This is a genomic window from Phenylobacterium aquaticum (genome assembly GCF_022695515.1).
In the GTDB taxonomy this organism is placed as follows: Bacteria; Pseudomonadota; Alphaproteobacteria; order Caulobacterales; family Caulobacteraceae; genus Phenylobacterium; species Phenylobacterium aquaticum.
This window is the reverse complement of the sequence record NZ_JALDPT010000001.1, coordinates 166,906-179,628: the sequence shown is the minus strand read 5'-3', so window position 1 is coordinate 179,628 and position 12,723 is coordinate 166,906. Positions and strand designations below refer to the sequence as shown.

Annotated in this window: 11 protein-coding genes; 5 read left to right on the top strand and 6 right to left on the bottom strand. The window is 67.0% G+C overall.

Annotated elements, in window-relative coordinates:
- Positions 1–32 precede the first annotated feature (32 nt).
- The 5 genes from MQH10_RS00770 to copC all read right to left on the bottom strand — a co-directional run bounded on the left by MQH10_RS00770 (position 33) and on the right by copC (position 3,502).
- Positions 33–1,259 carry a TolC family protein gene (locus tag MQH10_RS00770; RefSeq protein ID WP_242562166.1) on the bottom strand — a complete coding sequence of 409 codons (1,227 nt, stop codon included), beginning with the start codon at positions 1,257–1,259 and terminating at the stop codon, positions 33–35.
- 122 nt (positions 1,260–1,381) lie between these two features.
- On the bottom strand, positions 1,382–1,627 hold the full coding sequence (locus MQH10_RS00765) for a hypothetical protein (RefSeq protein ID WP_242562165.1): 246 nt from the start codon (positions 1,625–1,627) through the stop codon (positions 1,382–1,384).
- A gap of 124 nt (positions 1,628–1,751) precedes the next feature.
- A complete protein-coding gene (locus tag MQH10_RS00760; protein ID WP_242562164.1) occupies positions 1,752–2,117 on the bottom strand; it encodes a hypothetical protein in 366 nt (121 codons plus the stop codon).
- Positions 2,118–2,206: 89 nt separating this feature from the next.
- Complete coding sequence (gene copD, locus MQH10_RS00755; RefSeq protein WP_242562163.1) at positions 2,207–3,136, bottom strand: copper homeostasis membrane protein CopD; 930 nt, start codon at positions 3,134–3,136, stop codon at positions 2,207–2,209.
- Between the two features lie 3 nt (positions 3,137–3,139).
- Positions 3,140–3,502, bottom strand: coding sequence for a copper homeostasis periplasmic binding protein CopC (gene copC / locus MQH10_RS00750; protein WP_242562162.1), 363 nt, complete (start codon positions 3,500–3,502; stop codon positions 3,140–3,142).
- 275 nt (positions 3,503–3,777) lie between these two features.
- On the opposite strand from copC, the gene MQH10_RS00745 reads away from it, so the two are divergent.
- From MQH10_RS00745 to MQH10_RS00725, 5 genes are all read left to right on the top strand, one after another.
- Complete coding sequence (locus MQH10_RS00745) at positions 3,778–4,275, top strand: DUF305 domain-containing protein (RefSeq protein ID WP_242562161.1); 498 nt, start codon at positions 3,778–3,780, stop codon at positions 4,273–4,275.
- Between the two features lie 802 nt (positions 4,276–5,077).
- Entirely contained in the window at positions 5,078–6,337 is a 1,260-nt protein-coding gene (locus MQH10_RS00740) for a type II toxin-antitoxin system HipA family toxin (RefSeq protein WP_242562160.1), read from the top strand.
- Between the two features lie 602 nt (positions 6,338–6,939).
- Entirely contained in the window at positions 6,940–7,746 is an 807-nt protein-coding gene (locus MQH10_RS00735; protein WP_242562159.1) for a universal stress protein, read from the top strand.
- A gap of 306 nt (positions 7,747–8,052) precedes the next feature.
- On the top strand, positions 8,053–9,015 hold the full coding sequence (locus MQH10_RS00730) for a bifunctional enoyl-CoA hydratase/phosphate acetyltransferase (RefSeq protein ID WP_242562158.1): 963 nt from the start codon (positions 8,053–8,055) through the stop codon (positions 9,013–9,015).
- A gap of 2 nt (positions 9,016–9,017) precedes the next feature.
- Positions 9,018–10,160 (top strand): acetate/propionate family kinase, encoded by a 1,143-nt coding sequence (locus tag MQH10_RS00725; protein ID WP_242562157.1) that lies wholly within the window; start codon positions 9,018–9,020, stop codon positions 10,158–10,160.
- Here the strand turns inward: MQH10_RS00725 and mgtA are convergent.
- Positions 10,154–12,703, bottom strand: coding sequence for a magnesium-translocating P-type ATPase (mgtA, locus tag MQH10_RS00720; RefSeq protein ID WP_242562156.1), 2,550 nt, complete (start codon positions 12,701–12,703; stop codon positions 10,154–10,156). The genes MQH10_RS00725 and mgtA overlap by 7 nt on opposite strands.
- Between the last annotated feature and the right edge of the window lie 20 nt (positions 12,704–12,723).

The window sequence follows — 12,723 nt, the reverse complement described above, 5'->3', positions numbered from 1 at the left end:
AGGGTCGGGCCGCCTGAAGGCTGAGGCAACGCTCATGGTCGGTCGCTCGCGTAGGTGAGCACGAGGGTGGCGGCGTCGGCGGCGACCGCCGCCTCGCGGTCCAGCAAGGTGAGCTGGGCGTTGGCGAGCGCCGTGAAGGCCTGGAGCACGTCGGTCAGCCCGCCGCGGCCCGCGCCGTAACTGGCCGTCTCCAGGTCGGCGCGCCGCTTGGCGAGCGGCAGCAGCACGTCCTTGGCCCGGCTCCATTGGTCGTGACGCATTAGGTAGTCGGCCAGCCCTGCCTCGAGCTGGGCGGCGAGTTCGCGACGGGTCGCCTCGGCTTCGGCCCGACTTTCGGCCGCCGCGGCGAGTTTGGCCGCGATGATCGGGTCCTGCCGCCGGGCGGCGAACAGCGGCAGGGTCACGGTCACGCCCGCGGAGATCATGTCGCCGAACATCGGGTCTCGGCGCTGGTAGGCGAGCTCCCAGCTCCAGTCGGGGCGCTTCTGGGCGCGGGCGAAGCGCACTTCGGCCTGGGCTTGCGCGGTCATCGCCGCCCGCTCCGCCAGCCGCGGGTGGCCGGTGAGCCCGGCCCGCAGTGCGGTGGCATCGACCTCGAACCTCGGCGGGGATCCGGCGACGTCGGCCTGCGGATCGCCCGTCCAGCGCACGAGGTCGGCGCGCGCGCGTCCCACGGCGGCCAGGATCTCACTGCGCCGGTCCTGCAGGTCGGCCCGCATCTGCTCGACCTCCAGGGACTGCGCGGGCCGCGCCGCGCCCGACGCGACCGTGGAGGGGGCGCTGTTCCACAGGGGATCGAGGCTCTTCGCCAGCTCGTCGATCGCCGACAATCGACGTTCGGCATAGTAGAGGTTAATCCAGGCGAGGGCCGTGGCGGTGCGCACATCGCGGGCTCCGACCTGTGCGGCGGTCCCGGCGGCCTGGATGTCGGTCTGGGCGCGGGTGCGTTCGGCGGCGCGTTTGGCCCCGTTCGGCATGTCCTGCATGATGCCGACCCGCGCCATGGTCATGCTTTCCTTGTTGAACCGTCCGGCCGGTGGACCGGAGACGGGGAAGTTGTCGAGTCCGAAGGCGATCTTCGGATCGGGAAGCGCGCCCGCGGCGCGCGCGGCGGTGCGCGCGCTCTCGATCTGCAAAGCGCGGGCCTGGAGGCTGGGCGAGGTCCTCTGGGCTGCGTCGAGCGCGGCGGCGTAGGTCAACGGCGCGGCCTGCGCGCCGCTGGCCACCAGCAGACTGGCGAGGGCGATGGGAAGACGCATGTTCGGGATCCGAAGGGGCATGGAGCAAAGCCGGTCGGGACACGCCGGCGGAGCGCGGGGCTCCGCCGGCGGCCCGTCAGGACCGCGCCCAAGGGGATAAGAGGACGCGGCCCCTTGGCGGTTCAGCCGTTGGGCGTCTGTGACGCCGGGCCCTGCATCATCGGGCAGGGGCAATCCTTGGCGGCGACGGCCGCGTCAGGTTTGGCGGTTCGGATCACCGGTCGGAAGACGTCGTGCGGGTTGGAGGGCGGGGGCCCCACCCGGTACTCATATTGCCCGTCTGGAGCCGAGGCCGCGAGGGCGGAAGTGCTCACGGCGGTGAGCGCGGCGACGCAGGCGGTCGCGGCAAAGAGCTTGGAAAGGTTCATCGTAATCGTCCTGAATGACTGATGAGGCCGCGGGATTGCGGTCCTCTAGCCCACATGCGTCACGGCCTCAGAAGAGTGTCGGCCACGACCTGTGAGCGGGGCCCGCGCAGGTCGCGCGGACAGTTCAGGCGATCGATCTCGGTGGTCGCTCCGTCCGGGGCGGCGGGCGAGGCTTCAACGGCAAGACCCGCTCGGCGACAACCAACGCCTTCGGCCGTGGGGCGACATAGACGTTCGCGGTCGGCAGCGCTGCGGTGACGCCGCACATCGTGGCGCAGGCCTGCGCGCATGCCTTGCCGTCCATCGCCTTCTTGCCGTGGTCGCAGCATGGGTCGGGGGCGTTTGGCGCGGCGTGATCGGCCGCCGTCGCCGCCATTACCATGCCAGCCATCTCGGCGCCCGCCTCGACGCACGATCGCTGGGCGGCGGCGGCGGCGGCCGGGCTGTAGAGCAGGCCCAAGAGGGCGAAGAGGACGAGGAGACGCCGCATCGCCGCGGAACCTACGCCGGCAAAGGGTCCAAGTCGACAGCCGCCCCGTTTCGGCGCGGCTGCGCCATGGCGGGAGGAGCGGCGGGCGTTCATTGCGCGGACACCGGCGCGAGCATGCCCAACCAGGCGATCACGCCCAGCACCAGGAAGGCCAGCGCCGTCTCGACCACAAGGCTTTGACGCAGGGCGGCCAGCGCCTCCTGTCGAGTTTCGTTGTTCTCTAGAGCGGCGCCGAGAGCCGGGGTCAGGCGGAACCGATTAGCCGCAGCCAATCCCAACATCCCGGCGAACAGCACCAGCTTCAAGAGGAGGAGTTGTCCGTAAGGCGTCGTCCAAAGGCCGCTGATGCGCGCAGGGCCCACCAGGAACCAGCTGTTGACCAGGCCTGTGCCGACAAGGACCGCTACGAGCCCGGATCCAACGCCGGCGAAGCCGTGGAGGGCTCCATGCACGGCGTGATGATTTCTTGCGTCGCCCGTGGTCGGGTGAAGCAAGCCGAAGAAGACCACCAGCGCACCGATCCAGACCCCGGCCGCGAGCGCGTGAAGAATGTCGGCTGTCAAATGAACCGGGCCGCCCGCTCCTTCGCTCGCCGCGCCATGGCCCATCCAGGCGAGACTGGCGCTGACGACAGCGCCGAGGGTGGTGCAGAGCCAGAACAGGGGCCGGCCAGGGCGGAGCACGAGCACCGCGCTGAGCGCCAGCCCCGCGGCGACCGCGCGGACGATCGCCGCCTTGCCCAGCGACATGGTGGTGACGACGGCGGTCAGCGACGACAGTTTCAGGCCCTCAGAAATCGATCCTGCGAGGACTGACGTCTGCGCCGCCAGGCCGAGCAGGGTGGCGCCCAAAAGGGCGCCAGCGCTCCATCCCAGTAAGGACCGGGACCAGTTCAATTGCGCCCCGGATCCAGGACCCGCGCTGGGCAGGGCGTAGATCAGGAAGAGCGATGATCCAAAAAGGATCATCGCCCCTGCGAACTGAACCAGCCTGAGGAAGATGACCGCAGGCTCAAGCACGTTCTATTTCACCGTAAAGGCGAGGTCGCCATTCATCTTGTGGCCGTCGGAGGACGCGGCATGCCAGGTGACCTTGTAGGCGCCGGCCATCAGCGCGCCCTGGGGCGTGCCGACGATGGACAAGCCGTCCTTCGAGACCGTGGTCTTCACCGGCATCTTCATGCCGCCGCCCATCTCCAGCTCGAATCCGGAGAAAGCCGGCGTCAGCTTTTCGTTGAAGGTGAGCGTGATCGTCTTCGGCGCAGCCACCGTAACATTGGCGGCCGGGTTCGACTTGACCAGGTGGGCGTGGGCCGAGGCGGTCCCGGCGACCAGCAAGGCTGCGCCCGCGACGAGGCCGGCGATGGAAAGGCTTCTGTGATTCATTGGGTATCCCCGAGGTTTGAACGCTGTCCCTTGAGAGAATACGCAGCGCCTTGCCATTTCCCCTCATGCGACCTCTGCGACCGCAGGACGCAAGTGGGAAGCCTGGGCACATAGTCCGCATAACGGGCCCGCCGCGCCTGCTGACCAACTTCCGATCCTGCGTGCTCTTGTGCATCGCGGCTCCGGCTTTGAACCTCGGCCATGAAGCGGCGTTGTAGTCGATAGATCTGCGGCGAAGCCACAATCTAGAAAATGAGTCGGACAGGAGAGGTGACGTGGAGGCAGAGCACAAGGGTGGGGGGTCAATGGATCGCCAGATGATGCAGCATCACTACAAGATGCTGGCGCTCAATCTCGCCTTGAGCTTCGTCATCATGTATGTCGCCATGTTCGCGATGATCTCGAGTTGGGGCGAGTTCGTTCAGAACATCAACTTCTTCTATATGGCGCTGGTGATGTGGGCGCCGATGGCGGTTGTGATGCTGCTGACAATGAAGTCGATGTACAAAAACACCAAGCTCAACCTCCTGCTGTACGTCGCCTTCGCCATGGTGTTCGTCCTTTCGTTCGCAGGAATACGCGCGCAGGGGTTCGTAGGCGACCGGCAGTTCGTTCGATCAATGATACCGCACCACTCCGGTGCGATTTTGATGTGCAGCCAGGCACCCATCAAGGATGCTGAGATCCGCGAACTTTGCTTCGGCCCCAATGGGATCGTGGAATCCCAGAAGCGCGAGATCGCGCAAATGAAAGCTATTCTGAAGCGCCTTTAGCTTCACGCGCCCAGATGCTCTTGTTTAGGTCGGCCAGCCTCACGATCGATCTCCCCGCCAGCTCAGCCGTCGCCGCGCGCGGGCGACTAACGGAGCGCCGGCTGAGCGGTTGGGCTCACGCGCCAGATGGATCAGACACCTAGTGTCCTGGTTCAGAAGTTCGTTGGGTTATTGTAGACACAGAAGCGTTCGATGGAGGCGAGGATGTCATCGGCGGACATGGTCCACGTGAAGCGCTTTGGATCGGCGTTGTGGGCCTCGATGAAGAAGTCGCCGACGGCCCTATGAGGCCAACCATCAACTTTGCGTTGGCCGACAACGCTCGCGGTCTGGCGACGCTCCGCTATGCGCCACACCCCCAAAGCGGCGCAGTTTGTACCCGACCTCACTAATGCGACGCACCGGCGCGGCAAGCTGATTCCGAAACGGGCCATGTTTGGCCTATTTGGTTGACAAAATAGGTGTAAACGGCCATATACGGCCTCATGTTGAAGACCCCACAGGAGCTCCTCCATGAACTCGGCGAGGCTATCCGGGCACGTCGGATCGGGCAGGGCTGGTCACAGAATGAAGCCGCTTCGCGGGCCGGCATCGGTCTTCGCACCTGGCGGCGCCTGGAAATCGACGGGCAGGCGACGATAGACACCCTGGTCAATGCCGCCATCGCCCTGAGGTGCGAGGAGGGGCTGTCCCAGCTCTTCCCGGCGCCGGCCGCCAGCAGTCTCGACGATCTCCTCACGCGACAGGCTTCAGCGGCGAAGCCCAGGCCCCGTCAGCGCGCGCGCCGACACGGAAAGTCCCCATGAAGCTGGCGCCCGGCACGCCGCTCTCCATCTCGCTCGCCTTCGATCCGATCCGGCCGCGCCTGCCTGTCGGACGCCTCGCCATCGACGCTGGCCTGGCGCAGCTGGAGTGGTCCCGGGAGGTGATCGCGCGCAAGCTGATTGTTGCGGGGCTCTTGTACCCGCCCGAGGTCGGGCTGCAGGCGGCGCGCGGACGCGCCTTTGACGGGCTTCACGGTTTCCTTGCCGACAGCCTGCCCGAGGGGTGGGGCTACCTGTTGATGCGCAAGCGCCTCGCCAAGCTGGGCGTCGACATCGCGAGCCTGACGCCGCTGGAGCGTCTCGCCCTGATCGGCGATCACGGCCGCGGCGCCTTGGTGTTCGAGCCCTCGACCACGCCGCCCGAGGATGTGGAGACTCTGGATCTCGACGTCTTGGCCGAGCAGGCCACGGCGCTGCTGACCGGCGAGGAAGCCCGTTTGGCCGACACCCTGGCGGGCCTGGCTGGCGGCTCTGGCGGCGCGCGGCCGAAGGTGCATGTGGGTTTCGATGGCCAAGGGGGCGTCTCGGTGGGCGAGGGGGAGATCGCGGCCGGCCACGTCGCCTGGCTAGTGAAATTCCGCGCGCCCGAGGACCCGATCGACATCGGCCCCATCGAGGAAGCCTATGCCGCGATGGCCGAGGCGGCCGGCTTAAAGCTGAGCGCGCACCGTCTGATCGAGGCCCGACATGGCCCCGGCTATTTCGCGGCGGAACGGTTTGACCGGACTGATGGCGGAGGACGACTGCACATGTTGTCGTTGGCCGGCGCCATCGAGGCGCCCGCCAGCGTGCCATCGGCCAGCTATGACATGTTCCTGCGAGCAACGAGGGCGATCACCCGCCGGGCCGACGATGTGGCGGCGGCGTTCCGGCGGATGGTGTTCAACGTCCTGACCTCCAACCGCGACGACCACACGCGCCAGCACGCCTATCTGATGGATTCTGCGGGGGACTGGCGGCTGGCGCCAGCCTACGACTTGACCTATTCGCCAGGGCCCGGCGGCGAGCACTACATGGACATCGCGGGCGAAGGGCGACGGCCGACACGCGCCCATATCACGGGCCTTGGCGAAAAGCACAGTTATACCCCCAGACAGGTCTCCGCGGTGATCGACGAGGTCCGAGCTGCGGTCGCTGATTGGCCCACGCTCGCGAAGCAATCCGGCGTCACCGTGGCCTCGGCCAGGACCATTGGCGAGGCGCACGCGAGGGTCTGGGCGGATTTCGAGCCGAGGTAGAGGACGTGGAATTATCGATAATGTCGAAAACTGGGCTGGCCCGGGCCCAAAAATTGTTGCGCCTAAGGTTCGTTATCGGAAATTATCATTATAAATCAACATATTATGAAGATTTCTTAGCAAGAAACTGCATGCTGACCAAGTTCGCTGCCCGCTATGCTAAATCTTCCGCTGAAGCTATGAGAAGTCGCCGCGCCAACCGCGCGACAGTCGCCTCCGTCGGCGCGCTGGTCTGATCGTCCCGAAGGGCTTGGGCATGGTCAATTGGACCGGGCTGCCGTCTGGGTAAGAAACGCTCAGGCCGATCGTGGTGGTGGCCAACGTGATCGACATGCGCTTCGAATTGTCTTCCGCTATAGTCCTCCGCTCCGTAAGGCTCTTAGTTAGCCTGTCGCAGCCATATCCCGCCCGATAGCTGTCGCGGCTGATTTAGAAAGGCGCACACGTCCGACGCCAATGCCGGCGCCGAGGACGACCGCGTCGGGCACTCGGATCCGGCTTGATCTCCCTCAATGCTGGGAGATCTGAGCGGGGCAACCCTTCCGCGCAAGTTGGAGGCTGCGAGAACGCCGCCAGTTCGCACAGCAAGGGCAGGTGTCCACATGAGCTACAAGACCATCCTCGTTCACCTGGAGCCGACCCCCGCGTCTGAGGCGCGCCTGCAGGCCGCCGTCGAGTTCGCAGGCAAGCTGGACGCCGAACTCATCGGTCTCGGTGGTCGCGCGTCAATGATCCAGGCGGCGCCGCTGGCCATGGCGGAGGGCGGGAGTTACGCGGTGGAGGCCTGGGCCGAAGACGAGGCGCGCTCGCTCGCCGAGGTCGAGGCCACATTTCGCAGGCTGGGGGGCGGCGCAACCTGGCGGGCCGTGCCGGATTATCCCACGGACGCGATGTGTGACAACGCCGCAGGCGTGGATCTCATCATCACAGGCCTTGAGCGCGCTGCTGCGGACTTTGCGCCAGACGCTGCCGACACCGTGCTTCGGGCCGGCCTGCCGGTCATCGCCCTGCCCGCCGGGCATCCCCAGATCGGTTTCGAGCGCATCGTCGTCGCCTGGAAGGACACCCGCGAGGCAAGACGCGCCGTCAGTGACGCGCTCCCGCTGTTGCGCCGAGCCGGCGAGGTGGCCATCGTTAGCGTCTCCACACATTCCGGCGCTGCGGCCACGCCGGCCTCCATCGACAATCTTATAAGTCGCCTCGCGCGCCACGGCGTCAACGCCGTCGTCGAGCCCGTCTCCACCCGGCGCGACCCAGCCGATAAGCTCATCAGCTTCGCGACCTCACGCCGAGCAGATCTGATCGTGTCCGGCGCTTTCGGACACAGCAAGGCGGGCGAGTGGCTGCTCGGCGGAATGACCCAGACCCTGCTGGAGTGTTCCCCACTCCCCGTGCTCTTCAGCCACTGATGGAGGAGTTCGAAAACGAGCGCTGCCCTGCCCGTCTTTGACAGGACCGTCCAGGCGTCCAATGAGTGGCAAAATCGGCGTCGAGCTGCCGCTGCGGCCATACGACCTGCATTAGGCCTCAGCTGCTGGATACCCCGACCACCCGCCCGGACCGCGGTCGTCGTCGCCAGTGATCGGACCGGCCACCTCCCGGCGGCTCCGCCAAATCATGCAGACGAACCTCAAGCCCCGCCGTTTGATGAGGCTCAATCGCGACACGGGGTCCCGTGATAAGAGCGGGCGATCAATAACGGATGACCTCTGCCCATGGACGCGCTTTCCGTCAGCTCCGACGCTCCGGCCCGCGACCACGGCTTGTTTCGCTCGCTGCTCAAGCGCTGCGTAGGCCTGGACCCGTTGGTCACCGCTGTCGTCCATCCCTGCGATCCGGTCAGCCTCGCCGGCGCAGTGGACGCCGCCGACAAAGGGCTGATCATCCCGATCCTGGTCGGTCCCGAACCTAAGATCCGCGCCGCCGCCCAGGAAGCGGGACTCGACATCTCGCCCTACACGCTGGTCGCCACGCCGCACAGCCACGCCGCCGCCGCCAAGGCCGTGGCCCTTGTGCGTTGCGGCGATGCGGCCATGCTGATGAAGGGATCGCTGCACACCGACGAACTGATGCACGAGGTGGTGTCCTCCGAGACGGGCCTGCGAACCGCCCGGCGCATCAGCCACGCCTTTCTCGTCGACGTGGTCCACTATCCCAGGCCGCTGTTAATCACCGATGCGGCGATCAACGTCTTCCCCTCGCTCGACGACAAACGCGACATCGTCCAGAACGCCATCGACCTCGCCCACGTCTTGGGCATCGTCAACCCACGCGTGGCTATTCTGTCGGCTATCGAGACGGTGACGCCCAAGCTGCCCTCGACCATTGACGCTGCAGCGCTGTGCAAGATGGCCGACCGCGGTCAGATCACCGGTGGACTGGTCGATGGGCCGCTCGCCTTCGACAATGCTGTCAGCCCCGAGGCGGCTAGGGAGAAGGGCGTCGTCTCCGACGTTGCCGGCCTCGCCGACATCTTGGTGGTGCCGGATTTGGAGGCCGGCAACATGTTGGTCAAGCAGCTCACCTTCTTAGCGGGCGCGGACGCTGCGGGCGTGGTTCTGGGCGCCCGATCGCCGATCGTGCTGACCAGCCGAGCCGATAGTCCCGAGGCGCGAGTGGCGGCCTGCGCCATCGGCCTGCTGATGGTCCACAACCGCGCCCCGGCCGTGGCCGCCTAGCCATGGTCGAGCTGGTGTTGGCCCTGAACGCGGGCTCGTCCAATCTCAAGTGCGCCCTATTCGAGGCCGGCGGCGAAGAGCCGACCGAAGTCGGCCGGACCAAGGTCGACATCCACGGGCCCATGGCAGACGCCGCGGCGGTGGCCGAGCTGCTGGCGTGGGCGCAAGCTTTGCACCCGTCTGGCCGATTGGTGGCCGTTGGCCACCGCGTGGTCCACGGCGGTGCGTCCTTTCAGGAACCAACACTGGTCGACGAGCCGGTTCTGGCCATGCTGGACGAGCTCAGTCCGCTGGCGCCGCTCCACCAACCCCAGAGCTTGGCGACGATCCGCGCCGTCACCACAGCCAGGCCGGATCTTCCCCAGGCCGCCTGCTTCGACACCGCCTTCCATCGGACCCTGCCCGCCGTCGCCACGCGATTTGGCCTGCCGCGCGGGTTCCATGACGCGGGCGTGCGGCGATACGGCTTTCACGGCCTGTCCTACGAACACATCGCCGAACGTCTGAGGATGCTCGACCCCGCCATGGCCGCAGGTCGAGTGATCGTGGCGCACCTGGGCTCGGGCGCAAGCCTATGCGCCATGATCAACGGGCGGAGCATCGACACCACCATGGGATTTTCGCCGCTGGATGGGCTGGTGATGAACACCCGCTGCGGTGAACTCGATCCGGGCGTGGTGATCTATCTTCAGAACCATCAGGGCCTGACCATCGCTGAGGTTCAGGATCTACTCTACCGCCGCTCGGGATTGTTGGGCGTCTCCGGGATCAGCGGGGACATGCGCGAACTGCTATCGAGCAGCGCGGCCAATGCGCGGGAAGCGGTCGACCTGTTCGTCTTCCGCGTCGCTCGGAATGTCGGCGCCCTCGCTGCCTCGCTTGGCGGGATCGATGGGATCGTCTTCACCGCAGGCATCGGCGAGAACAGCCCCGCGATCCGCGCCCTGATCGCCGAGCGCCTGTCATGGCTCGGATTGTCTTTGGATGACGCAGCCAACCAGCGCGGCGGTCAGGGGCGCATCGACTCGGTTGGCGGGCGGCTCGCCGCCTGGGTCATCCCGACCGACGAAGAGCGGATGATCGCGAAACAAACGCTGGCAACGGCGGCCCGAGGAAGGCCTGGGAAACCTCGCGCCGCTCAATAAGCCGGCGCGCGGCGGCCCTTGTTCGACGCGCGCGCGCCGAACGTGACTGTGGCGCCGTTGATCGCCAGCGGTTTCAACAGCTCGGCGCAAGCCAAGTAGGCCACCACAATCCCCACCAACGCGAGCGTCACGATCAGGGGTGGCGTCCGGAATCCAAACCAGGCCCCGAAGGGTGAAAAGGGGATCATCAAAGCCAGGGCCAGGGCCCCAAGGGTCGAGGTTATCAAAACTGGATTGGGCGTGTCCCGCGAGGGGCGGCCGCGGGTGCGGATGAGGAACACCACCAGGGTCTGCGTGGCGATGGATTCTAGGAACCAGCCGGTGCGGAACACCTCCGGCCCGGTTCGAAACGCTAGGAACAACACGGCGAAAGTGGCCAGGTCGAAGATCGATGAGAGCGGCCCCATCACTGCGGCGAACCGCATGATATCCTTGGGCCGCCAATGCTGCGGCCCAGCAATGTCCTCGGCTCGTACGGTGTCGAACGGAATGCCGATCTCCGACAGATCATAAAGCAGATTGTTGAGCAGGATCTGGGTCGCGAGCATCGGCAGGAACGGCAGGAACAGCGAGGCGGCCGCCATCGACAGCATGTTGCCGAAGTTCGAACTGGCCCCCATGCGCACGTATTTGAGGATGTTGGCGAAGGTCCGGCGGCCTTCCTCCACCCCGTCGGCGACAACGGCCAGGTCGGAGTCCAGCAGGATCATGTCGGCCGCCGCCCGCGCCACGCCCGCGGCGCCGTCCACCGACAAGCCGACGTCCGCCGCCTTCAGCCCCGGCGCGTCGTTCACCCCGTCGCCTAGGAAGCCCACCACCTCGCCCGCCGCGCGTAGGGCGTGGACGATCTGTACCTTCTGGTCCGGGGCCAGACGGCCGAAAACGTCGGTGTCGCGCACCCGAACGCGCAGGGCGTCGACACTGAGCTTATTCAGCTCCGCGCCGCCGATTACACGCTGGCCACGCAGGCCGACGATCCTGGCCAGGCGTTCGACCACGAGCGGATCGTCTCCCGAGAGCACCACGACCCTGATCCCGGCTGCCGCCAGCCGCGCCACCGCCGCCGGCGCGCTAGCTTTCGGCGGGTCGGCGAAGGTGCACAGCCCCACGAACTCGAGGCCCGTCTCGTCGTCCACGACGGGATCGCGCGTCTCGCCCGGCCAGGGCCGCGCGGCCACCGCCACCGACCGCAAACCCTCGGCCGCGAGGGTGCGGACGCGCTGCAAGGCGGCCTCGCGCGCCGCGCCGTCGAACGTCGCGCCTTTCGCGGTAGTACAAGCCGCCAATACGGCCTCGGGAGCGCCTTTAACGATGAGTGACAGACCGTCCGGCCCCTCCGCCAACACCGCGCCCATGCGCCGTTGATAGTCGAACGGCAGTCGTCCGCGTCGGGTCCAGCCTTCTGCCGCGTCGGGATTGGCCTCGGCCAAGGCGTCGTCCAGCGACCCCTTGTCGCCGCCGAGGCTCGCGCAGATCGCGGCGAGTACGGCGGGACGGTCGTCGGCCTTGCCATCCGGCGCCAGGGAGCCGGCCAGCTCGATCTGCGCGGAGGTGAGCGTGCCGGTCTTGTCGGTGCATAGCACTGTCATCGCGCCGAGATCGTGGATCGCTGCCAGCCGTTTGACGATCACCTTCTTGCGCGCCATGCGCACGGCGCCGCGCGAGAGGGTCACAGTCGTGATCATCGGCAGCAGCTCGGGCGTCAGCCCCACCGCCAGGGCGACCGAGAACATCAGCGACTGGATCAGCGGCCGACCGAAGGCGACGTTGGCGGCCAGGACGCCAACCGCCAGGACCCCCGTCGCCCGCGCCACCAAAAAGCCCAGCTGCCGCAGGTCATGCTGAAAGGGTGATGTCTCCGCAGCCGCGTTCAGGGACAGCGCCGCCTTTCCCAACAGTGTGTTGGCGCCGGTGCCGATGGCCAGCGCCACCGCCTCGCCGGTCTGAGCCACGGATCCACGGAAGAGGGCGTTGCTGGCCTCCGCCGCCGCCTCGGTGTTCACCTCTCCCGGCCTTTTGGCGGCGCCATAGGGTTCGCCGGTGAGCGCCGCCTCGTTGGCGGTGAAGGCGCTGGCCTCCAGCACCAGAGCGTCGGCGGGTATGATGTCGCCGACGCCTACTCGAAACACGTCGCCCGGGACCACGGTCTCAGCGTCGACGGATGTGAACGCGCCGTCGCGCTTGACCTCGGCCTTGACGGCCACCGACTGACGCAACATGGCCGCCGCCTGTTTGGCGCGGCCTTCCTGCACCGTGTCCAGGGCAACCGAGGCCCCAAGAATGACCAGGATGATCAGCGCGCTCGGCACATCCCCCGTCGCGGCCGAAACCGCCGCCGCGGCGATCAGGATCAAACACAAGGGCTCGAGCAGTCGGCGGCCCACGGACACGATCAGCCCGCTTTCCCGAGCCTCGGCGTCGGCGTTGCGGCCGTACTTGGCGAGCCGAGCGGCGGCGTCGGACGAATTCAGACCCGAGACGTCGCATCCGAGGCCGGCCGCAGCGTCCGCGGGCGTGTGGGCCCAGAATGGTCCAGCGGCCATCTCACCTCCGTCTCGGTCTT